The sequence below is a fragment of the Micromonospora lupini genome, from assembly GCF_026342015.1.
Classification (GTDB): domain Bacteria; phylum Actinomycetota; class Actinomycetes; order Mycobacteriales; family Micromonosporaceae; genus Micromonospora; species Micromonospora lupini_B.
In genome coordinates this window covers 1,232,442-1,255,813 of record NZ_JAPENL010000002.1, presented here as the reverse complement: position 1 = coordinate 1,255,813, position 23,372 = coordinate 1,232,442, and the positions used below count along the sequence as shown (strand labels likewise).

The window sequence follows — 23,372 nt, the reverse complement described above, 5'->3', positions numbered from 1 at the left end:
GGCGCGCCGAGCGGGCGGCGCGCCGAGCGGGCCGGCGCGCCGAGCGGGCCGGCGGGTCGGGCGGGCCGAGCGCGCCCGGCGGACGGGCGCGGGTTCGTCAGCGCAGGGAGGCGCGGGCGGAGAAGGCGATGCTCGCCAGCAGGAAGCCGCCGTTGACGACTGTGAACGCGACAAGCACCCAGAGGACCAGCGCGGGGGCCACGGCCAGCACCAGGGCGGCCACGAACACCACCGCGCCGTAGTCGCGGACCAGCTTCGCGAGGCGTACCGGCAGCGAGGTCGAGGTGACCATGCTTGCCGCGTTCGGGCCGGCCTGCATCACCGACGTCACCAGGTTGACCATCCAGGTGCCCGCGAAGGTCGCCACCAGCCAGGTCGGCGTGGACGGCTCCTGCGCCACGGCGGTGGCGGCCAGGGCGGCCACCAGGGCGATCTGCGCGGCCACGTCGCAGAGCACGTCGACCCGGGCCCCGGCCGCGCTGCCCTGGCCGGTCACCCGGGCGAGCTGCCCGTCGGCGCAGTCCAGGGAGTACGCGACCTGCCAGCCGACCAGGGCGAGCAGGCCGACCACCCAGGCCGGTACGTCCCCATCCGCGACCGGCTCGGCGAGCGCCACCACGGTGACCGAGGTGGCCAGCCCGAGCACCAGGTTGGTGATCGTCAGCGCGGTCGGGCGCAGTCCGAGGCGTTGCGCGACGAGCGCGAAGACGGCGCCCAGCCACTGGCTGATCGACTCGCTGAACAGGCCGCCGCCCCGGTTCACCCGGTGGAAGTCGGCAACTGTGGGACGGGGCTCAGCCAAGCTGGTCGCGGATTGCACCGGCGTAGTCTGCCAGCCGCTCCCGCGTCTCGGTAGGCGACAGGGCCAGGTGCTCGAGGATCGTGTACCGGTCCGGTCGGGTACGCGGGGCGAACTGCACCGCCTCGACGAACTGGTCGTCGGTGAGCCCCACCTCGGCGGGGAGTCGGGGCAGACCGTGGCGGGCCAGGCAGGCCGACATCTCCCCGAAGCGGCGCAGGTCGCCGCGCAGCCAGGTGCAGAACAGCGCCCCGAGCCCGGCCAGTTCGCCGTGCGAGGCGGTGCCGGGGAAGAGCGAGTCGACGGCGTGCATGATCTCGTGGCAGCCACCGCTGGACGGACGGCTGGTGCCGCAGACCGCCATCGCCAGGCCGCTGGAGATCAACGCCTCGGCGAGGACGATCACGAAGGCGTCGTCGCTCATGTCACCCGGGTGGTTGAGCACCGCCTCGGCACCCGCCCGGGAGAGCGAGGCGGCCAGGCCGTCCACCGGCTCACCGCGTACCCGGCGGGCCAGTTCCCAGTCGGCCAGCGCGCTGATGTTGCTGATCACGTCACCGATGCCGGCCCGGTTGTGCCGGTCCGGGCCGCTCTCCACGAAGTCCAGGTCCACGATCACCGCGATGGGGATGTGCACCCCGTAGGAACCCTTGATCCCGTCGGTGATGAGGCTGGCCACCGGGGAGCCGATCCCGTCGTTGGCGAGGCTTGTCGCCACCGACACCATCGGGAGACCTCGGCGGGTCGCCGCGTACTTGGCCACGTCGATGGTCTTGCCGCCGCCGATCCCGACCACCGCGTCGTACGAGCGGGCGCGGAGCTTGCCGCCGAGGTCGTCGGCGGCGTCCAGGGTCGCCCCGGCGACGGTGAACACGTCGGCCGAGCGCAGAGACGGTCGGATCAACTCCGCGATCTGGGCGCCCTGACCCGGTCCGACGACCACCGCGACGTCGCCCCCGGAGGAGATCCGCCCGTCGGCGAGGATCGCGCCCAGGTCGGCGACCGCTCCACGCCGTACGTCGATGTGCAGCGGGGTGAGGACGCTTCGGGCTAGTAGAGGCACGCGATCTCCCGTGCGCGGGCGAGGTCGGCGTGGTTGTCGACCTCCACCCAGGGGACGTCGCCGATCGGCGCTGCCCGCACCTCGCCACCGCGGTCGGCGAACTCCTGGTAGCCGTCCTCGTAGTAGAGGTTCGGGTCCCGTCGCCAGGTGGCCTCCAGCGCGTCGGCGAGCGCGTCGGCGACCTGCGGCTCGATGAGCGTCGCGCCGATGTACTCCCCGTACGCCTCGCCCGGGTCCATGATCTTGGTGATGCGGGTGAGCTGGCCGGCGGCGTCGAAGGTGGTCTTCATCTCCTCCTCGGCCAGCGGCTTGAGGGTGTCCACCGCGAGGAGGATGCCCGGCCCGCGCTCGGCCAGCAGGGTCTTCTCGATGCTCACCGGGTGCACGGTGTCCCCGTTGACAAGCAGCACCCCGCGCGCGAAGTACTCCCGGGCCAGCCAGAGGGAGTACGCGTTGTTCCACTCCTCGGCCTTGTCGTTGTGCACCAGGGTGAGCGTGACCCCGTACTTCTTCTCCAGGTCGGCCTGCCGCTCGCGGACCGCGTCCGCCGCGTAGCCGACCACGATCACGATGTCGGTGAGCCCGACCTCGGCCAGGTTGCCCAGTGCGATGTCCAGGATCGTCGTCTCGCCGTCCACGGGCACCAACGCCTTGGGCAGGGTGTCGGTGTACGGGCGCAGCCGTCGTCCCGCTCCGGCCGCGAGCACCATTCCGATCATCGCGACATCCTCCCTCGTCCTGCTCCCCGTCACCGGTGGAGGATAGCGCCGGCCGGCCGTGCGGCTCCGGCCAACCGGGTCAGCCGGGTCAACCGGGCAGCGCCGCCAGGTCGGCGAGCATCGTCAGCCGCTCCTCCGCGTCGAGAGCGGCGTACGGGCCGGCGGCCCGGCGGTCGGTCTCCAGCTCGATGGCCAGTCGCTCGGGGCCGGCGGGCAGGGCGGCGACGCTTGACGCGGTGTGTCCGGCGGCCGTCCAGGCGGCGGCGTGCGCGTCGGCCCGGTGGTAGCGCAGCGTGCCGAGCCTGTTGAGCAGCAGCACCCCGGGCGGGGTGCCGTCCGGCTCGTGCGGGGGCGCCAGCGCCGCGAACGCCGACCCCTCCCGGTCGCCGTCGGCGTCGGCAAGCACCAGGGCGTACGTCAGCAGTCGGCCGAGCGCCGCCACGAGCCGCGTGACCCGCTCGTCGTGCCCGGCCCACAGCTCCTCGGTGACCTCGGCGTGCACCTGGTACAGCTCGGTGAGGAAGGCGGCGCCCCGCTCGGTGGCGGAGAGCGCTCCGTCCCGGCGGCGGTGGAGCATGCCGTACGCCACCTGCTTGTCCACGGCCCGGCGGACCGTGACCGGGTCGGCGTAGCGGGTGACCGCCGCGAAGGCCGGCCCGTCGACGGTGCCGCCCGGCGCGGCGAGCCGGGTGCGCAGGTCCACCAGGAAGCCGTTCGCTGTGGGCCCGCCGTACCGCTGGCTCAGCTCGGCGCCGCCACCGTCGCGGCCGGCGAGCATGCCGGCGCGGAACGTCCGGTCCACGGCCGGGGCGAGCAGGCCGGCGATCCGGTGCGGCGCCAGCTCGACGGTGTTCACCTACCGATCGACCGCAGGACGGCGAAGCCCTCCTCCGCGATCCGCCGGATCAGACCGTCGTTGACGTCGCGGTTCTCGTCCAGCACGGTCACCTCGTGCTCGGCCAGCCAGCGGTACTCGGTGTGCTTGCCGGCCTCCAGCCTTGGGTGGTCGAGGTCGCCGTCCACCCGGACCAGGAAGTCGTACTCGATGCGGGCCAGGCCGTCGTCGCCGACGTAGTGGTACTCGCCCACCTGGCCCAGGACGTGCGAGAGAAGCCAGCCGGTCTCCTCGGTGACCTCCCGGCGCAGCGCCTCGTCGATGTCCTCGCCGGGTTCCAGGTGGCCACCGACGATGTCCCAACAGTTGGGAAACAGGCGTCGGTGTGGTGAGCGGCGCTGGAAGAAGAGTCGGCCGTCGCCGTCGACGATCAACGCGCCGGCGCAGCGCAGGGGCTCGGTGGACACGCTTCGACAGTAGCGAGCGCCCCGGCATCGCGACGATGCCCGGTCTTGTCCCGGAAACATCCACGGACGACCATGTCCGTACCGAGTGCCACCGTCCCAAAGGAGTGATGTGTGATGCAGGTACGGGAAGCGATGTCCAGCCAGGTCCTCGTCGTCGGTCCGGAGCACACGCTCCGTCAGGCGGCCCGGATGATGTCGGCCCGCGGTGTCGGGTCGGCGGTCGTGATCGACCCCGAGTCCGAGGGGGTCGGGATCATGACCGAACGCGACGTCTTGAAGGCCATCGGCGCGGGCCTCGACTGCGACACCGAACGCACCGGCGCCCACCTGACCTGGGACGTGGTCTACGCGGGCCCGGAGTGGACGGTTGCCGAGGCTGCCGCCGCCATGGCCCGGGGAGGTTTCCGGCACCTGGTGGTGCTCGACGGCCGGGAGGTGGCCGGGGTGATCTCGGTCCGGGACATCATGCGGGTCTGGGCGGAGAGCCAGGTGGCCGCTGCGGGGTGAGCCCACCGGCTGACAGTGTCGACTAATTGATCTAACCGAATGGAGCTGGTCGCCCGGAAATACAATGGACGGTCCGTCGAAGCTGAGGAGTCGGTCGATGACGTCACCTGTTCAGCGCGAGGGTGTGGCCAGGAAGATAATCGCCGCCGGCTTCAAGATTCTGTTCCCAGGCGCGGAGGCGAGGATCCAGGGCATCGAGGACGTCGTCGGCGCAATCGGCAAGTTGGACGCGGACAGCCTTGAGGGCAAGGCGCTGCCCAGGCGTCTCGCCGACGCCGCCGACCGCATCGCCGACCGACTCGGGCGCATTGAATCGATCGAGTATGCGGGCCTGGACGACGCCGAGCGTCGCCGCGCGGTGCGAGGTGTGGAGGAGGCGCTTACCAAGTTCAGGCCGAGTAAGAGTCGGATCGTCCAGGAGGCCATCACCACGGAGCAGCTCCGTGCCGCGCTGGCACCGGCCGCCGAGCGCCGCTGGCGGGCCGATCATCTGGGGGAGAAGGCGGTCTCCTACGGCAGGTTGTACCTCATCGAAGCGGCCGCGTACGTTTCCGCGCTGGTCCGCGACCTGCCTGGTTTCGACAGCGATGTCGCCTGGGAGACGTACGTGGCGACGCGGAGAATCGACGCGATGCTGGAGCGCGGGATCACCAGCGTGGTGCTGCCGAAGTTCCGGCCAGGGCTGGCCGAGGAAATGAGCCGGTTCGAGGCCGGCTACCGCTCCGACGTGGCGAGCACCTACCGGTACGCCGATCTGTTTGGCCTGAACCTGCCGATCGAGTTGCGCCGCCATCCGGTCGACGTGTCGTACATCCGGCTCCGGGCATCGAGGGTGCCGGGCGCCGGGGGGCAGGCATCAGTCGACGGGAGCCCGGCCGTCGATGCCGCGCTGGGTCGCATTGCCACCGCCCGTGAACCGAGGCGAGGGGCGCGGGTGCTGCTCACTGGTTCGGCCGGGTCGGGCAAGACCACGATCAGCCAGTGGTTGGCAATCAGCACGGCCCAGCGCCGGCTCCCGGAGTCCATGGCGAGCTGGTCAGGGTGCGTACCATTCGTCGCCCAGCTGCGCTACGCGTTCGTTCCCGGTCGCGAGCCGAACTACGACGACCTGATTCGAGCCGCCGCCTGGCGCGGGTCGGACGTGCCGGGGTCGTGGGTCCGCGATTGCCTTGACCGCGGGGAGGCGCTCGTACTCTTCGACGGTTTCGACGAGCTGTCGCACCATGACAAGTTGCGGGCGTATGTATGGCTCGACAAGCTGCTCAAGGCCCATCCGGGTGCGAACTTCATCGTCACGTCCCGGCCCGACAGCCTCGACTACGGGTGGTTTGCCCGGCGGTACTTCGACGGCCTGCAGTTGATGCCGATGTCGGAAGGTGAGGCGCGCGACTGCATCAACCGATGGTTTCATGTCCTGATCAGCGGTACCGCTGTGGCGAGCAAGGTAAACGAATACCGGGAGCAGCACCAGCAGCTCATTTTCGACTTCCAGAATCGCCCGACTGTGCGCGACCTGAGCGAGACCCCGCTGCTCTGCGCCATGCTCTGCGCCTTCTATGCGCACAAGCTCTCGGACTCCGCTCCGGAGAGCCGTGCTGATCTCTACCAGCGCGTCGTGGAGGCTTTGATCCACTTTCGGGACGACGCGCGGAAGGTCGATCGGAGCGACGAGGGCGGTCTCACCTACCGGCAGAAGCTCGTTCTGTTGGAGGCGATCGCCATGCACATGACCGCGACCTCCACCACCACGATCCGAGTGGAGCCGTTGAGCCGGCTGCGCGATGAGGAACTCGTGCAGCGCGGCGATGCAGTCGACCTGGACCTGCGGGCCAAGACCGCCCAGGAGATCGTCGCCGAGCAGCTCAACGGCATGGTGTCAGTGCGGGTCAGAGCTGAGGACGCCCTCACCCACCTGCTGTCCCGCAGCATTGTGCTCCAGCGGGTCGCCGACGATCAGGCGCAGTTCGCGCACCGCTCGATCCAGGAGTTCCTGACCGGTTGGGCGTACGCCGACGGGCCTATCGAGGACCTCGTGGCGCATGTGCTGGAGCCCGAGTGGCGGCGGGTGATCGTCTTCGCTGCCAGCGCACCGGTGCAGGAACGGGCGGTCTCCGCTCTGGTCGGGGCAATCCTGGACGTTGCCGAGATGTCCCTGGAGAGCCGCCGGGATCTGCTCCTGCTCGCGGCTGAGTGCCTCACCGCCGCCGGTCGGGTGAGCCAGTCCGTCGCGCGGCGGGCCTCCGCGATGATCGAAGAGGTGTTGCCACCTCGTTCGCTGGAGGAGGCACGTTCCCTGACCGGCCTCGGCGAGGAACTGCTCAGCTGGCTGGACGGTCACCACCAACGGTCACCGGAGGTGGTCAGCGCCTGTATCGCGGCTGCGGCCCGGGTCGGTGGTCCGGCGGCGATGAAGATCCTTGCGCGTTATGCCGCGTCTCCGATTGCCACGTCTGTCGTACCAGCGCTTCTCGCCGCCTGGAATCGGTTCGACGCCGAACTGTACGCCCAGCAAGTGCTGGCACCACTCCAACTCGGCGAGCACGAGGTGGCCGTACGGACCCGGCCGCAGCTCGAGGCGCTGAAGCATGTGACGTCGGCTCGGGCGGTACGGATCACCATCGACGGAGAGCTCGCTGATCTGTCCTGCCTGGCCAAGCTCGACAAACTGCAGGAACTGGATTGCTCGCATGTGACCGGGCTGCGCAGCACGGCAGGATTGGCGGCACTGCCCACGCTGCGGCGACTCAACCTCACCGGCTGCAACAACATGAGTGACGTCGCGGAGCTGGCGCAACTGCCAAACCTGGCCGAGGTCCATCTGGGCAATTGCGGCGCTCTTCCGCCTGAGCAGGTGGAAGCATTAGCGGGGCGGAGTTCACTGCGGGTGCTGGTACTTGACGGTTGCCGGCAGCTCTACGAGTTTGCGTGGATCTCCCGGCTCGAAGGCCTCCGCACCCTCTCGTTGGACCGCTGTCAGGTCACCGAACTGGACTTCTGCTCGCCTCTCGGCAATCTGCGCACCCTGCGGGTCCGCTCGGTCGACGGGGTCGACAACATCAGCGGGATCGCGGGCTGTGTCAGCCTGCGCCGCCTCAACGTGGTCTTCTCGTCCACTCGTCGCGCGCCGTTCCCCGCGCTGTCGGTGACCCTGCGCGAGGTCGAGTTGGGTGGTCCGGTCTATGTCTCCGACCTGCGGTCGCTCGCCCCGGCCACCGGCCTCCAGGTGCTGCGTACGGGCGGAATCCGAGACCTGACGCACCTCGATCAGCTACCCCGCCTTCCGTCGCTGACCCACCTCGTGCTGCCCAACTGCGAACTGCTGGCGCAGCCGACCGCTCCGCTGAAGGACCTCGCCGGGCTTGAGGTGCTCGACCTGAGCAACTCCGGGATCCATACGCTTGACTTCCTCCGGAACCAGTCACGGCTTCGCCGGTTGTATCTCAACCGGTGTCATCGCCTCAGCGACATCAGCGCGCTCGGTGATCTGCCACTCCTGGAGTACGTCAGCATGTCCGGCGGAGTGGCTGGCGTGTCGCTCGACATGATTGACGACCTCAGGAGTCGGGCCGGGCAGCGGCTGAGCATCGATCATGACCCGCTCGACGACCCGTTCGACGTGACCGACTACCTCGGTGCCTGAGTCTCCGGTCCTTTGGTGTGGCAGCGGGATCGATGGGTACTACTTTCTCGCGGGCACGGACCGCCGTGCCGTGGGAGGGAATCATGCGTGACGCGGAGCGCCTGGTCGAGCAGCAGTACGCGATGCTCCTGCGGCGGGACGTGGCCCGACTGCCGGATCTGTACGCCCCGGAGGCGTTCTACGCCATGCCGGGTGTCACGGTCCGGCCCATCGAGCTGCCCGCGCTGCTGCGCACCTGGACCGGCGCATTTCCGGACCTGCGGGTCGACCCGCTGGGCGGGGTGCGTACGTCCGGCGGGGCGGCAGTGGAGCTGCGCCTCAGCGGCACCCACACCGGCACGCTGCACTCGCCGTACGGCACCGTCGCTCCGACCGGCCGGTCGGTGAGCTGGGAGGTGGCCGACGTGGTCCGGGCACGCCGGGGCCGGATCGTCGCGTGGCGCTCCTACTTCGACTGGAGCCAGCTCCTCGACGCGCTCGGAGTGCAGCTGGAGGGTCTTTCCCGGGCCACGCAGCACGACTCGCTCGCACTTCCGGTCTGATCTGACGACGACCGGTCGACCCGGGTCACCCGTCCCGGTGGCTCAGGATGCGGACATCGCCGTGCCGTCCGCGCGTTCCCCGCCGCCGCCCGTACGCTCAATATCCATGACCGCCGAGCAGCTGATCTCCTTTGCCCGTGGGGCGCCCTCGCTGGACATCGTCGATGTCGAGGGGCTCAAGGCCGCCGCCGTACGCGCCTTCGACGCCGACCCCGCGGGGGTCACGGCGTACGGCACCTCCGTCGGTTACGCTCCGCTGCGAAAGTGGATCGCCGAGAAGCACGGGGTGGAAGCCAATCAGGTGCTTGTCACCAACGGCTCGCTCCAGGCCGACGCCTTCCTCTTCGACCACCTGGTCCGGCCCGGCGACGCGGTGGTGGTCGAGCGTCCGACGTACGACCGGACGCTGCTCAACCTCCAGCGGATGGGCGGCGAGCTGCACGGCATCTCGGTCCAGCCGGACGGTCTGGACACCGCCGAGCTGCGCAAGCTGCTCGAGTCCGGGGTCCGCCCCCGGCTCGCGCACGTCATCCCGAACTACCAGAACCCGGCCGGCATGACGCTGTCGCTGGAGAAGCGCCGCGAGCTGCTCGACCTGGCCGCCGAGTACGAGTTCACGATCTTCGAGGACGACCCGTACGCGGACATCCGCTTCCGCGGCGAGGCGCTGCCGTCGATGCTCTCGCTGGACACCCGCAACGTGGTCGTGCACGCGTCGAGCTTCACCAAGACGGTCTGCCCGGGCGTACGGGTCGGTTACCTGGTCGGCCCGGCTGATCTGATCGCCGACATCGCCAAGAACGCGACGAGCCTCTACATTTCGCCCGGCATGGTGTCGCAGGCGATCGTGCACCAGTTCTGCGTCTCCGGCGACATCGACCGCTCGATCGAGACCGTTCGGTCGGCGCTCGGCGAACGTGCCCGGGTGCTGGCCGAGTCGCTGCGCCGGCACCTGCCGCAGGCCCGGTTCGTGGAGCCCGACGGCGGCTACTTCCTGTGGGTGGAGTTCCCCGAGGACGTGCTGGTGGACCGGCTCGCCCCGGCGGCGGCCGAGCGTGGGGTCGCCGTGGTCAAGGGCAGCGACTTCGTTCTCGACGGTGGGCGGCACGCCCTGCGGCTGGCCTTCTCGGCAGTGACGGCCGACAAGATCGACGAGGGTGTCCGTCGGCTCGCGGCGGCCGTCGAGGCCATCCGGAGCTGATGTTCTGTCGGGTTCCCGACAGAACGACGATGCCGGCCGTCCCGGGACTCCCCAGCGGGCGGCCGGCGGCTCACAATGCTGCGAGCGTCACCCGTCAGGTGTAGCGAGGATCACCGCCCCGCCGCCACCTCGGGCCACGCGTGCAGCACAACCCCCGCCCCCACGGGCGCCGGGTGGGCCGTGTCGTCCTTCACCCCCCGATACGGCCCGGCCCGCCCGGCGCCGCACCCGCGACCGCCGTCACACCTGCCGATGGCGACCATCGGCGTAGCCTGCAAGCCGCAGGCGAGCGCGGGGAGGTGTCGCGATGACGGATCGGGCAGAGCGGGGCCGGACGGCCCCGCCGAACGCGTCCCGGGTGCTGCGACCCCGGGCCTGGCCGTCCCCGGTGCGGGCGGTGACCAGGATGCTCAACGCCGACGGATCGCCGCCCACTCCGTCGCCCAGCGGCACCGGCCGCAGCGGGGTCGTCGACTGCGCGCTCTACGTCGACGGCAAGCGGCAGCCCGGCGACTGGACGTACGCGGACGCGTTGGAGGCGGCACGCCGGGAGGAGCACGGGTTCGTCTGGATCGGTCTGCACCAGCCGGAGCTGGCCGAGATGACAGCCATCGCGGAGACGTACGGCCTGCACGAGTTGGCCGTCGAGGACGCGGTGAAGGCCGAGCAGCGGCCCAAGCTGGAGCGCTTCGGCGACGTGACCTTCCTGGTGCTGCGCACCGCCCGGTACTGCGAGCACACCGAGCTGACCGAGACCTCCGAGGTCGTCGAGACCGGCCAGGTGATGCTCTTCATCGGCCCGAACTTCCTGATCAGTGTCCGGCACGGCGACGCCTGCCGGCTCTCCCCGGTCCGCGCCGACCTGGAGACCAAGCAGGAGTTGCTGCTCCAGGGCCCGTGGGCGGTCGCGTACGGCGTGACCGACCGGGTGGTCGACCTCTATCTGGAGGTGGCCGAGCAGCTCGAGGACGACCTGGACGTGCTGGAGGCCGAGGTCTTCGACCGCAACAGCCACGGCCGCATCCAGCGGATCTACCAGATGAAGCGGGAACTGGTGGAGTTCAAGCGGGCGGTGATCCCGTTGCAGCGACCGCTGATGTCGCTGACCTCCCAGATGAACCGGGATGTGCCCAAGGAGATCCGTAAGTACTTCCGGGACGTGCAGGACCACCTGAGCCGCACCGTCGAGCAGGTGAACTCGTACGACGACCTGCTGAACTCGATCCTTCAGGCGCGGCTGGCCCAGGTGAGCGTCGACCAGAACAACGACATGCGCAAGATCGCCGCGTGGGCGGCAATCGCCGCGGTCTGGACCTCCATCGCCGGCGTCGAGGGCATGAACTTCGACAACATGCCCGAGCTGAAGATGACGTACGGCTATCCGGTGGCCCTGGCCCTGATGCTCGGTGTCTCCCTGGCCCTCTACCGCTGGTTCCGCCGCAACGGCTGGCTCTGACCGTGCGGCGGGAGCCGCCCGACCGCGCACCCTGATCCACTCGTGTTCAGGAAACCCGAGTGGATCTTGCGAGGGTTCCGCTCGCGCGGGGCGAGCCGCTCCACGCGAAAGCGCCGACGAGCGGGGAGAACCCGCGTCGCCGGCGCTCGCCGCGTTGCTGTGTCGGGGGTCAGCGACGGCCGTTGGTGCGGGCCGTGTCCTTGCCCAGCGCCTTGGTGAGGTCGTCGGTCGGCCGACCGGTGACGTCCGTGGCGCCCTCGGCGACCGAGGGGACCTTGTCGGTCGGCCGGACACCTGTCTGCTTGGCCGGGGCGGTGGTGCTGGCGCTACTGCCCCCGGCGACCGCCGAGCTGCCCGCACCGGTCATCCCGGCCGCGCCGCTCATGGCGGACCCGTCGGTCCCCTTGGTCGCGGCCGGCGTGCGCACCTCGATCGAGTCGACCTCGTCGCGCATCGGCTCCAGGGTGCGGGTCGGGTCGTACTCCGCCCACTCCTGCTGCTCCCGGCGGCGACGCAGGGCGACCGCACCGGCCAGGCCGGCGATGGCGCCCGCGGCCAGCAGGCCGGTCATCATCGAGCCGCGACGGCGCGGCTGCTTCTTCTTACCGGTGATCCGCATGGTCTTCGACTTGGCCTTCCTGGTCAGCGGCCCTGCCTGCGCGGCGCCGTCCCGGGCTGCCGCCGCCAGCGGTGCCAGCGTGGTGAGTGTGGTTCCCCAGCCGGTCGACGCGCGGTCGCGCACCTTCACCGCAGCCGGCCCCACGTAGCCCCGGGCCACCTGGACCCGCGGACCGACGGATGCGCCTGCGCCCTTGGCCGCGTGGTTGGCTGCCTGCATCAGGTGGCTGATGCTCTGGTTCAGCTCAGCCTTGGCGAGCTGGCCCTGGGACTGACGCCGCCCGATTCCAAACACGGTCCTACCTCCTGGGAGTTGTTCCTTCGTCATCCTCCACCAACGGATGCCTCCGCGATGCCAGATCGGGCACATGGGAGGATCCGCATGGAACTGACCAACGAGTGAGGAGTACCCGTGGCCGAGGCTGTCTACGCCACCCTGCACACCAACGCTGGCCCGATCCGGCTGGAGCTCTTCCCGAACCACGCTCCGAAGACGGTCCGCAACTTCATCGACCTGGCCGAGGGCAACCGGGAGTACACCGACCCGCGCACCGGCCAGCCGGGCAGCGGGCCGTACTACGACGGCACCATCTCGCACCGCGTGATCAGCGGTTTCATGGTCCAGATGGGCGACCCGACCGGTACCGGCCGGGGCGGGCCGGGCTACAAGTTCGCCGACGAGTTCCACCCGGAGCTGCGCTTCGATCGGCCGTACCTGCTGGCGATGGCGAACGCCGGACCGGGCACCAACGGTTCGCAGTTCTTCATCACCGTGTCCCCGACGCCGCACCTCAACAACCGGCACACCATCTTCGGCCAGATCGCCGACGAGGAGTCGGTGAAGGTCGTCGACTCGATCGCGAACACCCCGACCGGCCCGAGCGACCGTCCGTTGCAGGACGTCGTCATCGAGCGGGTCGAGATCGAGCGGTCTGCCGCCTGACGAACCCGCGAGGTACCTTTGCTCGCATGATTGAGCGCTCCGGAGCACCGCGCCGGCCAGCGTCGGTGCGTCGCGCGGTGGCGGACGGAGGATCGGCCCGGTGAGCGAGTCCCCGCCGACCACCCCGGTCTGCTACCGGCACCCTGGTCGGGAGACCTACATCCGGTGCACCCGCTGCGACAGGCCGATCTGCCCGGAGTGCATGCGGGAGGCGTCCGTCGGGCACCAGTGCCCGGAGTGCGTCAACGAGGGACGTCGCACCGTCCGGCCGGCACGTACCGCCTTCGGTGGTGGTACGGCCGGCCGGCACGGCTACGTCACGAAGGGCATCATCGCCCTGAACGTGCTGGTCATGCTGCTGTCCATCGCCTCCGACCGAGGTGGGGACGCGGCCGTGGGCGGTTCCGGCTTCGGCGGGCTGATGGGCGGCGGCACCCCGCTCACCAACTGGGGTTCGGTGCTCGGGTTGGCGGTCTTTCCCGACGGCACGCTCGGCGGCATCGCCGAGGGCCAGTGGTATCGGCTGGTCACCGCGATGTTCCTGCACTACGGCGTGATCCACCTGCTGCTCAACATGTGGGCGCTGTGGGTGCTGGGTAGGTCGCTGGAGGCCAACCTCGGGCCGCTGCGCTTCGGCGCGCTCTATCTGGTCGCGGGCCTCGGCGGCAACGTGGCCGCCTACCTCTTCAGCGCCCAGAACTCGGCGACGGCCGGCGCCTCCACTGCCGTCTTCGGCCTCTTCGCCGCGCTGATCATCATCGAGCGGAAACTTGGCCGGGACATCTCCCAGGTGATCCCCATCCTGGTGATCAACCTGGTGTTCACGTTGACCGTGCCGGGCATCTCCATCCCCGGGCACCTCGGCGGCCTGGTGGTCGGCGCGGCGATGTCCCTGGTGCTCGCGTACGCGCCACGTGGTCGGCGCACGCTTGTGCAGGCCGTGGGCGCCGCCATCATCCTGCTGATCCTTCTCGGCCTGGTGCTCTTCCGAACGGCCCAACTGCTGGGCTGACGGCTCAGGAGTATCGGCGGGCGGCGCGCAGCTCGGCGGCCACCTCCTCCGGGGTGGCGCCCAGGTCGTACCGGCCGAAGAGGTGCAGCGACTCGCCCGCGTCGATCTCCAGGACCTCAGACGTCAGCCCCAGCCGCTGCCGACGGTCCACGCTTATCGCCTCGACCGTCGGCCAGGGCAGCTTCCGCCTGCCGGCGAAGCCGTGGATGACCGTGAGTCCGGTCGGGTCCGCAGCCAGTCGGACCGGTGCGACCAGGTCGCGTACCGCCCAGCCGGCCAGGATGGCGGCGGCCAGAACGGCAAGCACCAGCCGGACCGCGTCACCGTCGGCGAAGAGCAGGCCGAGGGCGACAAGCAGGACCGCGCCGGCCAGCTTCGCCACCGGCAGGTTCGCCGACACCCGCCACTGCCGCCCCGAGGAGATCTCGTTCACCCGCCCAGCATGCCAGCGGTGGTCGGGTGCCGCCTGGCCGGACGGACTGTCGATCGACGACGTAGGATCGGGTCAGCCCACGTTACCGGGGAGTAAACATGAGTGACGCGGTCATCGTCGGCGCGGTGCGTACCCCGGTGGGGCGGCGTAGGGGCAGCCTCGCCGGTGTCCACCCGGTCGACCTGTCGGCCCATGTGCTGCGCGCCCTCGCCGAGCGCACCGGCCTGGACCCGGCGCAGGTCGACGACGTCTTCTGGGGCTGCGTGTCCCAGGTCGGCGAGCAATCGTGGAACATCGCCCGCAACGGCGTGCTCGCCGCCGGCTGGCCCGAGACGGTGCCCGGCACCACGCTGGACCGGCAGTGCGGCTCCAGCCAGCAGGCCCTGCACTTCGCCGCCGCGACAGTCCTCTCCGGCCAGGCCGACCTGGTGGTCGCCGGCGGGGTGGAGTCGATGACCCGGGTGCCGATGGGTTCGAGTGTGGCGGGCGGTATGCCGTTCAGCGACCAGCTCCGCGCCCGCTACCGGGGTGTCGAGGGCTTCGCCGACGACGCGCCGCTGCCGTTCAACCAGGGCGTCGGGGCCGAGCTGATCGCCCGCCGGTGGCGTCTCTCGCGTACGCAGCTCGACGAGTTCGCGCTCGCCAGCCACGAGAAGGCCGCCGCCGCGCAGGACGCCGGGGCGTTCGACCCGGAACTGACGGCGGTGCCGCTCGCCGACGGCGGCAAGTTCACTGCCGACGAGGGCATCCGCCGGGACACCTCGCTGGACAAGCTCGGCGAACTGGCCACCCCGTTCCGCACCGACGGCGTCGTCACCGCCGGGTCCGCGTCCCAGATCTCCGACGGCGCCGCGGCGCTCGCGGTGACCACGTCCGAGTGGGCCAGCCGGCACGGCCTGCGCCCGCTGGCGCGCATCCACACCGCCGTGGTCGCTGCCGACGACCCGGTCACGATGCTCACCGCGCCCATTCCGGCCACCGCGAAGGCGCTGCGCCGCGCGGGGCTGGGCATCGAGGAGATCGGGGTGTACGAGGTCAACGAGGCGTTCGCCCCGGTGCCGCTGGCCTGGCTGGCGGAGACCGAGGCGGACCCGGAGCGGCTCAACCCGCGCGGTGGCGCGATCGCCCTCGGGCACCCGCTCGGGGGCTCCGGTGCCCGGATCATGACCACGATGCTGCAGCACATGCGGGACAACGGGCTCCGCTACGGCCTCCAGACGATGTGCGAGGGCGGCGGCATGGCCAACGCCACGATCGTCGAGCTGGTCTGACCCGGCGGCTCGGCAGCCAGCCGAGGCACGTCGAGCTGGTCCGACCCGGCGGCTCGGCTGGCAGCCGAGGAGCGCCGCGCGAAATGGTCTCGCCCCGGTCGGGGCACGCCGCCTAGGGTGCCCATCGTGACGACGATCGCCGGCGAGCGCGCCCCCGACTGGTCCAGCGACGAGTGGCAGCAGGAGGCCCGATCCTGGGTCGACGAGCGACTCGGCAACGCCGGTCGCCTGGTCACCGGGCCGGTGGAGCCCCGCGTCCGGCCGTGGTCGCTGGTCTGGCGGGTGCCGACCGACGCCGGGCCAGTCTGGTTCAAGGCCAACAACCGGGGTACGGCGCACGAGGCGGTCCTGATCGCGACGCTGGCCGGGCTGGCGCCCGAGCGGGTGCTGACCCCGATCGCCGTGGACCGGGAGCGGGGCTGGTCGCTGCTTCCCGACGGCGGCGAGTCGCTGCGTGACGTGCTGGGCCGCGACCCCGACCTGACGCACTGGGAGCGGGCGCTGCCCGGGTACGCGGCACTCCAACTCGCCACCGCGCCGCGCGCCGACGAACTGGTCGCCCTCGGTGTACCGGACCACCGCCCGGAGGTGCTGGCGGGGCTGCTCGCCGAGCTGCTCGACGATCGCGACTCGCTGCGCGTCGGCGCGGAGGGCGGGCTCTCCGTCGCGACGTACGAGCGGCTGCGGGCGGAGCTTCCGGCGTACGCGCGGCGGTGTCGCCGGCTCGCGGACATCGGCATTCCGGCGACCGTGCAGCACGACGACCTGCATGACGGCAACGTCTTCGCCGGCCCGGCCGGGTACCGCTACTTCGACTGGGGCGACGCCTCGGTGGCCCACCCGTTCGGCACGCTGCTGGTGACCCTGCGCGCCGTCCGGTACGCCACCGAGGCGTCGGCCGGCGATGCCAGCCTGGTCCGGCTGCGCGACTGCTACCTGGAGGCGTGGACCGACAGCCATGACCGCCGGACCCTCGTCGAGGCCGCCGACCTGGCCATGAACCTGGGCGCGGTGAGCCGGTCGCTCTCCTGGCGGCGGGCCCTGGACACGGCCGACCCGGCCCGCGCGGAGTACGCCGAGGCGGTACCCGGGTGGCTCGCCGAGCTGTTCGCCGCCACCCCTCTTCAGCCCGACCGCTGACCGGCATCCGTCCAAGTCGGAAGTCGGACAGGCGGTGCGACGCGCCGCGTGGAACTTCCAAAATTTCGACGTGACCCACGTCACCCCGTCCGGGAGGTCGTTGGGCAGGTCATGGACGTCTTCTCCCGAACGTTCCTCCCGGCCGCCACCGAGGCCGGCCTTGCCGTACAGACAGTGAGCCGGCACATGCCGGTCTTCCGCCGCTGCGTCGGCTCCGGTGACGCCACAATCCTGGTCACCCGCTGCAGTCGCCCCGACCGCCCGGTCACCGGCGACTACCTGTTGCTGCTCACCCACCGCCGCCTGGTGGTGACCCAGCAGACCCGGCTCCTGCACCGGCTGCGCCTGCACCTCAACACCGAGCTGCGCGAGCTGAGCAACGTCACCTGGAGCCCGGACCCCCGACTGGGGTCGGTCGAGCTGGCCGCCACCGCTATCGACGGGATCCGCGAGCGGTTCCTCATCCGCACCAACCACCCGAAGCAGGTGTGGCAGCTCGACGCGCTGCTCAACCACGCCTTCCGGACCCGCCTGCGGGCACCCCGCGAGCGGATCGTCGCCACCATCGGCGACGCGCCGGCCGCCGTCCGACCCAGCGCGTTCCGCCCCGCCGTGGCGCGCTGACGCCGACCGGCCGGTCGCCCTTCACGTCGCCTTTACCGAACTCGAACACGCACCGATCGCGCCGAGCCGACCGGGTCGGCAATCATGGGCCGGTGACAGTCGAACCGCCGCACCGCGGGCTCGTCCTCGTGGTCGAGGACGAGCCGGCCATCGCCGACCTGGTCCGGCTCTACCTCACCCGCGACGGGTTCGGCGTACACCTGGAACGCGACGGCGAGGCCGGCCTGAGCGCCGCCCGCCGGCTGCGCCCGGTCGCCTGCGTCCTCGACATCGCCCTGCCCGGCCTCCCCGGCACCGAGATCTGCCGCCGGTTGCGCGAGGCCGGTGACTGGACGCCAGTCATCTTCCTCACCGCCCGCGACGACGAGGTGGACCGGATCGTCGGCCTGGAGCTGGGCGCCGACGACTACGTCACGAAGCCGTTCAGTCCGCGCGAGTTGGTCGCCCGGGTACGCGCGGTGCTGCGCCGCACCGCCGGGGGCCCCGAGGGCGCGGAACGACAGCGCGTCGTCGGCCCGGTGACCCTCGACCCGGCCCGGCGGACGGTCACCGCTGCCGGCGTACCGGTGCAGCTCACCTCCACGGAGTTCGACCTGCTGGCACACCTGATGGCCCGCCCCGGCCGCGTCTTCACCCGGGAGGAGCTGCTGGCCGGCGTCTGGGGCTACGCCGCGCACGCCGGAACCCGCACTGTGGACGTGCACGTCGCCCAGGTGCGGGCGAAGCTCGGCCCGGCCAGCGTCATCCGCACCCACCGGGGCGTGGGGTACGCGGTCGATGCCTGAGCAGCCCGTACGCGCCGAGTCGCCGACCATGGCGTTGCCGGTGATCGGCGTCCGCCCGCCGGTCGTACCGCGGCGCCGTCGGCTCGGCCGGACGCTCACCGCCCGCGCGGTGCTTGTCACCTGCGCGGTGGCACTGGTGTCGGTGCTCGTCACGGCCATCGTCGCGGTGCCACTGGCGATCCGTGGCGCGGAGCGACGCGATCAGCAGGCCCTCGCCGCACAGGCCCGACTCGCCGCCGAGGTGCTGCGCACTCGACTTGACCGGGGTCGCACCGCAGACGAGGAGCGGCTCATCCAGCAACTGCGCGACCAGGGCATCGACGCGTACCTGATCCGGCGCGGAACCGTCGACCGGTCCGGCCTACCGACCCGCGTGGTGCAGCGGATCGGGCAGGGCCGCAACGTGTCGGCCCGCCGCCCGGTCAACGGTCACCGCGCCCTGGTGGAGGGCCGGGCGCTGCCCGGCGGCAACGGGGTGGTGCTGTCCCGCGCCTCGTCGAACGGGTTGTGGGCGCAGGTGCTGCTCAGCCTCTGGTTGCCGCTGCTGGCCGGGTTGGCCGCCGGCGTGGTGGCCGGCCTCCTGCTGGCCCGCCGCCTGGCCCGACCGATCCGCGTCGCGGCCACCGCCGCCGCCCGACTGCGGGCCGGGGACCGCGCCGTCCGGGTGCCTGTCGAACCGCCGGACGAGGTCGCCGACCTGGCCGAGGCGCTGAACGGGTTGGCCGCCGCGCTGACCACGAGCGAGGGCCGGCAGCGCGAGTTCCTGCTCTCCGTCTCGCACGAGCTGCGGACCCCGCTGACCGCCATCCGGGGGTACGCCGAGGCGCTCGCCGACGGCGTCATCGACACCGACGGCACCGCCGACGCCGGCCGGACCATGCTGGTCGAGGCCCAGCACCTCGACCGGCTGATCGGCGATCTGCTGGCGCTGGCCCGGCTGGAGGCCGCCGACTTCCCGCTGGAACCGGTGCCCGTCGACCTGACCCGCCTGGCCGCCGACGCCGAACCGACCTGGTCGGGTCGGTGCGCCGCGGTGGGAGTGTCGTTCCGCGTGGAGACGCCAGGTCAGCCGGTGTCCGCGTACACCGATCCGGGTCGCATCCGGCAGGTGGTGGACGGGCTGCTGGAGAACGCGCTGCGGGTCGTACCCCCGGGGGCGCCCGTGGTGCTCGCGGTCCGGCCGGTCGGTGCGGACCCGGCGGCCGGCGGCGTGCTGGAGGTCCGCGACGGCGGACCCGGCTTCACCGACGACGACCTGGCGGTGGCGTTCGAGCGGGGAGCGCTGCACGAGCGCTACCGGGGGGTGCGCAAGGTGGGCAGCGGGCTGGGGCTGGCACTCGCCGCCGGGCTGGTCCGCCGGCTGGGCGGGGAGATCGTCGCGGGTCACGCGCCCGAGGGCGGGGCCGCCTTCACGGTCCGGCTGCCCGGTGATCCTTACCGGATCCGTACATCGGCCTGACGGTCCGCTCGTCCGCGCGAGGAAGGCTGAGGGCTCCACGGACGAGAGGGAGAGTCATGCCACGTTGGGGATTCGTCACCGGCACCACGGCACTGTTCGCGGCGGTGGCGCTCGGCGTCAGCGGCTGCGGCGCGGCCGAGGTGGCCAGCCAGCCCGCGCGGGACGCCGCTGTCGAGGTTGCCGCCGCGATGGGTGTGGAGGGCCAGGCGCTCACCGCGATGGGCTTCGACGCCACCGACCTGGACGTGCAGACAGTCGCCGCGCCGGCCACCCCGACGCCCGGCGCCTCTCCGACGGCCAAGGACAAGGACAAGCAGAAGCGCGGCGAGGAGTGGCGCAAGCGCCACCAGGCCCGCGTGCAGCTGCGCAAGAACACCCTGCACGGCGAGGCGGTGGTGCAGACCAAGGACAACGGTACGCAGACGGTCGCCGTCCAGCGTGGCGAGGTGACAGCCATCGACGGCAGCTCGATGACCGTCAAGTCCACCGACGGTTTCACGATGACCTGGACCTTCGGCGACGACCTGCGGGTCGTCGAGCGGCGTGCGACCGTGCAGCCGACCGAGGTGAAGGTCGGGGCGAAGGTAGGCGTCGCCGGCGCCAAGGACGGCGACAAGGGCGTGGCCCGGCTCATCCTCATCCCGCGCGACAAGTGAGCGACGGGCCCCCGGGTGCACGCCCGGGGGCCCGCACTGCTCAGGCTTGGTCAACACGGTTTCGGTGACATGGGCGTGTCCCGGTCGGTGCGACGCCCCGATATCGCCGACACCGTGTTGATCACGCTCGGGTCCGGTCCGAGCGGCCGGCGCTCAGCGGCCGGGCGGCAGGGCGTAGCCCACGTAGCCGCGGAACTCCAACCGCCAGCCGGCCGGAACCAGCTTGGCGCAGGCCGGCTGACTGCCCGTGCAGACGATCGCGTCCACCGAGGCCGGGTCGGCCGGCGGCCGTTCCGGCAGGACCGACTGCAAGGACACCAGCTCCGGCGAGCTGCCGTCCGGCTGGCGCAGCAGCAGCCACCACGGGTACTCCCAGTCGTCGTTCTGCTCCACCAGCCCGATCCGCCGGGCGCCACTGTCGCGCACCGCCGCCGCGGCCCAGCGGAACTCGTCGGCCCACTCCGGCCGGCGTAGGAACCGGGTGTCCCAGTCCGAGGTGGTGAACACCGAGCCGGAGCCGACGAGCCGGCGCGGGAAGCCGTACGACAGCGCCAGCACCCCGGCCAGCGCGGAGGTGGCCAACATGGCGACCACCGCCAGAGCGGCCACCGACCGCCGGGCACGATCAGTCGTCGGGGCGGCGCTGGTCGAGCGGCTGGCCTGACGGCGCATTAGCGCGTCCAGCCACAGCCCCGCGAGCGGCACGGCGAGAACCAGGGCGTAGAGCAGCAGTCGGTTGCCCCACGGCTGCCACTTGAGCATCGCCGTGTGCAGCAGCACTGTGGTCAGCACCACCACGGCGTACGCCCGCAGCGGCCCCACCTGACCGGTGTCGATCCGGCGGGGGCGGACGAGCGCGACAAGCGCGCCGAGCAACGCCACCGCCCCGGCGATCGGGAAGGCCACCCGGTCCTCGTCCGGGTACCAGGCGGGCACCGGAAAGACCTCCCGACCGAACGTGATCGCCCGGTCCTGGGGGTCGACGCCTATCGCGTCCGCGCCGTCGATTATCGCGTCCGCGCTGGCGCTGCGCAGCGGCGCCAGTGGCGTGTCGAACGCCGTGTGCCCGATCCGCAGCGCGTTGACAAGTACCGACGCCGGGTCGTGCCGCTCCATCGGAATCGACTCCCGCAGCCGCGGCGGGCCCAGCGGATGCCCGAACTCGGCTGTCACCCGGGCCAGGAACGGGCCGACCACGAGCGCCGCCACCACCAGGATCAGCGCCGAGCCGCCGACGACGCGGACCACCCCGCCGACCGGCCGCACCCGACCGGCGGCCGGTGCCCGGGCGGCCAGGGCCAGCCGGAGCTGGGCCAGGCCCCAGAGCACCAGCAGCGGGCCCACCGCGATGAGACCACTGGTCTTGGTCACCGCCGTCAACCCGGTGGCCGCACCGAGTGCGAGCAGCGTGCCCCAACCGGTCCGTCGGCGCAGCCCGTCCAGGACGAGTGTCGCGGCGCACGCCACCCACGCCGCGCAGACCAGGTCGGTCTGGGTGCTGGTCGCCTGGAGCACTACCATCGGGGTGCTGGCCAGCACGAACGCCGTGATCAACTGAGCCCGTCGGCCGCCGCCGAGCTGCGCGGTGATCCGCGCGGCCACCAGCAGGCAGAGCACCCCTGCCGCCCACTGCACCAGGTTGTGCAGCGCGTCTCCGCCGGTGAGCAGGCGCAGGTGCAGGAGCAGGTACTCCGCGCCGGGCGGAATGGTCACCTGCCGGTGGATGGCGGTGGGCCAGAAGTCGAGGTCACCCTGGGCCACCCAGTGCTCGACCTTGGGCAGGTGGTACGTCTGCGAGTCGAAGTTGTTCGGCTCGGCCAGCAGCGCGACAAGCAACTCCAGCAGCACCAGCCCCCCGATGACGCCGGCGAGCAGCCGCTCGCCCCGGCTCGCCGTACGCCAGGTGTCGGCTGCTCTGGCGCGTACCCCACCGGTCTGGATCGGCGCGGCGTCGTGCCCGTCCGCCGGGCCGCGGTCGCTGAGTGGGACGGAGGTCTCCGGGCCGGCGCCGGCGGCCACCGCCGCGCCGACCGGCACCCGCAGTGGCGTCGCGGCGGGCGCCTCGGCTGGCGGGGTGTCCCGGCGCCAGCGCAGGCCCACCGCCGTCGCGGTGGCGAGTAGGAAGAGCAGCCAGGCGACGACGAACGCCGGCCGGGTCAGCGCGTGCAGCGCGCCGAGCACCTCGACGACGAGCACCGCGTACGCCCCGGCGACCAGGGCCGCGCGCACCGCGGCGAGCCGTGTCGGCGCCACCGGGTCGACCCCGCGCGGCGTCGTCGCGACAGTGAGCAGGAGCACCGAGGCGGCGGGAAGCACCGCGAGCAGGGAGCCGGCAGCCGACATGGCGGGAAGTAAACACCATCCGGCTGAAGCCGCCACGCCGGCTGTCCGACGGTGGCGGCGGCTGTCGGGCTGACCAGCCAGGCTAGGCTATGCCCGACGTGTTGTCGCCACCGTGGAGATTCCCGTGAAGCTCTCGATCCTCATGCCGGTCTACAACGAGGAAGAACGCATCGCGGATGCCCTCAAGCAGGCGTTGGCGGTTGACTACCCCTGCGAGATCGAGCTGGTAGTCGTCGACGACGGCAGCCGGGACGGCACCGGCGAGGTCCTCGGTCGCGCCGACGACGCCCGCCTGCGGGTCATCACCCACCAGCGCAACGCGGGCAAGGGCGCGGCCATCAAGACGGCTGTGGACAGCGCCGAGGGCGACTACATGGTCATCCTCGACGCCGACCTGGAGTACGACCCGCAGGACATCCCCAAGCTGCTCGACCCGGTGCTCGACGGGCGGGCCACGGTGGTCTACGGCAACCGCACCTTCGGCAGCCACAGCGCCTACAGCTTCTGGTACGTGATGGGCAACAAGGGCGTCACGATGGCGGCGAACGTCCTGTTCAACTCGTACATCGGCGACCTGGAGACCTGCTTCAAGCTGATGCCAGTGGAGCTCTACCGGTCGCTTGAGGTGCGCTCGCGGGGCTTCGGCATGGAGGCCGAGGTGACCGGCAAGCTGCTGCGCCGCAAGATCCGCCCGTACGAGGTGCCGATCAGCTACCGGGCGCGGGGCCGCGAAGAGGGCAAGAAGATCACCTGGAAGGACGGCGTCGAGGCGATCTGGATCCTCGGTCGCGAGCGCGCACGCCGTCGTCCCGCGGTCTCGTCCGCGCGCTGATCGTCGCTAACCTTGAGTTGAAGTCGA

The 23,372-nt window shown here is 71.5% G+C and carries 22 protein-coding genes; 14 read left to right on the top strand and 8 right to left on the bottom strand.

The genetic code is table 11. The features are described 5' to 3' along the window. Window positions 1–97: 97 nt before the first annotated feature. The 5 genes from OOJ91_RS20680 to OOJ91_RS20660 form a co-directional block, all read right to left on the bottom strand. Entirely contained in the window at window positions 98–820 is a 723-nt protein-coding gene (locus OOJ91_RS20680; RefSeq protein WP_266247283.1) for a CDP-alcohol phosphatidyltransferase family protein, read from the bottom strand. After that, window positions 795–1,862, bottom strand: a complete 1,068-nt coding sequence (locus tag OOJ91_RS20675) for an iron-containing alcohol dehydrogenase family protein (protein WP_266247282.1) — start codon at window positions 1,860–1,862, stop codon at window positions 795–797. Before OOJ91_RS20675 ends, OOJ91_RS20680 begins: the two co-directional genes overlap by 26 nt. Beyond that, entirely contained in the window at window positions 1,850–2,581 is a 732-nt protein-coding gene (locus OOJ91_RS20670) for a phosphocholine cytidylyltransferase family protein (RefSeq protein WP_266247281.1), read from the bottom strand. Before OOJ91_RS20670 ends, OOJ91_RS20675 begins: the two co-directional genes overlap by 13 nt. Before the next feature lie 88 nt (window positions 2,582–2,669). Then, window positions 2,670–3,437: a hypothetical protein gene (locus OOJ91_RS20665; protein ID WP_266247280.1), complete on the bottom strand. Its 768-nt coding sequence runs from the start codon at window positions 3,435–3,437 to the stop codon at window positions 2,670–2,672. After that, window positions 3,434–3,883: an NUDIX domain-containing protein gene (locus tag OOJ91_RS20660; RefSeq protein WP_266247279.1), complete on the bottom strand. Its 450-nt coding sequence runs from the start codon at window positions 3,881–3,883 to the stop codon at window positions 3,434–3,436. Before OOJ91_RS20660 ends, OOJ91_RS20665 begins: the two co-directional genes overlap by 4 nt. Window positions 3,884–3,997: 114 nt before the next feature. On the opposite strand from OOJ91_RS20660, the gene OOJ91_RS20655 reads away from it, so the two are divergent. From OOJ91_RS20655 to corA, 5 genes are all read left to right on the top strand, one after another. After that, a complete protein-coding gene (locus tag OOJ91_RS20655; RefSeq protein WP_266247278.1) occupies window positions 3,998–4,390 on the top strand; it encodes a CBS domain-containing protein in 393 nt (130 codons plus the stop codon). 97 nt (window positions 4,391–4,487) lie between these two features. Beyond that, window positions 4,488–8,030 carry an NACHT N-terminal Helical domain 1-containing protein gene (locus tag OOJ91_RS20650; protein WP_266247276.1) on the top strand — a complete coding sequence of 1,181 codons (3,543 nt, stop codon included), beginning with the start codon at window positions 4,488–4,490 and terminating at the stop codon, window positions 8,028–8,030. Window positions 8,031–8,113: 83 nt separating this feature from the next. Beyond that, complete coding sequence (locus OOJ91_RS20645) at window positions 8,114–8,572, top strand: ester cyclase (protein ID WP_266247275.1); 459 nt, start codon at window positions 8,114–8,116, stop codon at window positions 8,570–8,572. 106 nt (window positions 8,573–8,678) lie between these two features. Beyond that, a complete protein-coding gene (locus OOJ91_RS20640) occupies window positions 8,679–9,773 on the top strand; it encodes a PLP-dependent aminotransferase family protein (RefSeq protein WP_266247273.1) in 1,095 nt (364 codons plus the stop codon). A 307-nt stretch (window positions 9,774–10,080) separates the two neighbouring features. Continuing rightward, the gene (corA, locus tag OOJ91_RS20635; RefSeq protein ID WP_266247272.1) at window positions 10,081–11,229 is read left to right on the top strand and encodes a magnesium/cobalt transporter CorA; all 1,149 of its coding nucleotides are present in this window, start codon (window positions 10,081–10,083) and stop codon (window positions 11,227–11,229) included. Window positions 11,230–11,398: 169 nt separating this feature from the next. Here corA and OOJ91_RS20630 read toward each other — a convergent pair whose 3' ends face one another. Then, window positions 11,399–12,175: a hypothetical protein gene (locus OOJ91_RS20630; RefSeq protein WP_266247270.1), complete on the bottom strand. Its 777-nt coding sequence runs from the start codon at window positions 12,173–12,175 to the stop codon at window positions 11,399–11,401. 84 nt (window positions 12,176–12,259) lie between these two features. On the opposite strand from OOJ91_RS20630, the gene OOJ91_RS20625 reads away from it, so the two are divergent. Both OOJ91_RS20625 and OOJ91_RS20620 read left to right on the top strand, forming a co-directional pair. Continuing rightward, window positions 12,260–12,790 carry a peptidylprolyl isomerase gene (locus OOJ91_RS20625; RefSeq protein ID WP_266247269.1) on the top strand — a complete coding sequence of 177 codons (531 nt, stop codon included), beginning with the start codon at window positions 12,260–12,262 and terminating at the stop codon, window positions 12,788–12,790. Window positions 12,791–12,890: 100 nt separating this feature from the next. Then, entirely contained in the window at window positions 12,891–13,802 is a 912-nt protein-coding gene (locus OOJ91_RS20620) for a rhomboid family intramembrane serine protease (RefSeq protein WP_266247268.1), read from the top strand. Window positions 13,803–13,806: 4 nt separating this feature from the next. On the opposite strand, the gene OOJ91_RS20615 is transcribed toward OOJ91_RS20620, so the two are convergent. Continuing rightward, complete coding sequence (locus tag OOJ91_RS20615; RefSeq protein WP_266247266.1) at window positions 13,807–14,235, bottom strand: PH domain-containing protein; 429 nt, start codon at window positions 14,233–14,235, stop codon at window positions 13,807–13,809. 98 nt (window positions 14,236–14,333) lie between these two features. Here OOJ91_RS20615 and OOJ91_RS20610 point away from each other — a divergent pair, with 98 nt between their 5' ends. The 6 genes from OOJ91_RS20610 to OOJ91_RS20585 all read left to right on the top strand — a co-directional run bounded on the left by OOJ91_RS20610 (window position 14,334) and on the right by OOJ91_RS20585 (window position 20,170). Further along, window positions 14,334–15,506, top strand: a complete 1,173-nt coding sequence (locus OOJ91_RS20610) for a thiolase family protein (protein ID WP_266247264.1) — start codon at window positions 14,334–14,336, stop codon at window positions 15,504–15,506. 126 nt (window positions 15,507–15,632) lie between these two features. Beyond that, complete coding sequence (locus OOJ91_RS20605; protein WP_266247263.1) at window positions 15,633–16,646, top strand: phosphotransferase; 1,014 nt, start codon at window positions 15,633–15,635, stop codon at window positions 16,644–16,646. 111 nt (window positions 16,647–16,757) lie between these two features. Continuing rightward, window positions 16,758–17,270: a hypothetical protein gene (locus OOJ91_RS20600; protein ID WP_266247262.1), complete on the top strand. Its 513-nt coding sequence runs from the start codon at window positions 16,758–16,760 to the stop codon at window positions 17,268–17,270. A 92-nt stretch (window positions 17,271–17,362) separates the two neighbouring features. Further along, entirely contained in the window at window positions 17,363–18,055 is a 693-nt protein-coding gene (locus OOJ91_RS20595; protein WP_266247261.1) for a response regulator transcription factor, read from the top strand. After that, the gene (locus OOJ91_RS20590; RefSeq protein ID WP_266247243.1) at window positions 18,048–19,514 is read left to right on the top strand and encodes a sensor histidine kinase; all 1,467 of its coding nucleotides are present in this window, start codon (window positions 18,048–18,050) and stop codon (window positions 19,512–19,514) included. The genes OOJ91_RS20595 and OOJ91_RS20590 overlap by 8 nt, the downstream gene beginning before the upstream one ends. A gap of 56 nt (window positions 19,515–19,570) precedes the next feature. Then, on the top strand, window positions 19,571–20,170 hold the full coding sequence (locus OOJ91_RS20585) for a hypothetical protein (protein WP_266247239.1): 600 nt from the start codon (window positions 19,571–19,573) through the stop codon (window positions 20,168–20,170). 153 nt (window positions 20,171–20,323) lie between these two features. On the opposite strand, the gene OOJ91_RS20580 is transcribed toward OOJ91_RS20585, so the two are convergent. Continuing rightward, entirely contained in the window at window positions 20,324–22,513 is a 2,190-nt protein-coding gene (locus tag OOJ91_RS20580; protein ID WP_266247237.1) for a phospholipid carrier-dependent glycosyltransferase, read from the bottom strand. Window positions 22,514–22,637: 124 nt separating this feature from the next. On the opposite strand from OOJ91_RS20580, the gene OOJ91_RS20575 reads away from it, so the two are divergent. Continuing rightward, on the top strand, window positions 22,638–23,345 hold the full coding sequence (locus OOJ91_RS20575; protein ID WP_266247235.1) for a glycosyltransferase family 2 protein: 708 nt from the start codon (window positions 22,638–22,640) through the stop codon (window positions 23,343–23,345). Window positions 23,346–23,372: the final 27 nt, after the last annotated feature.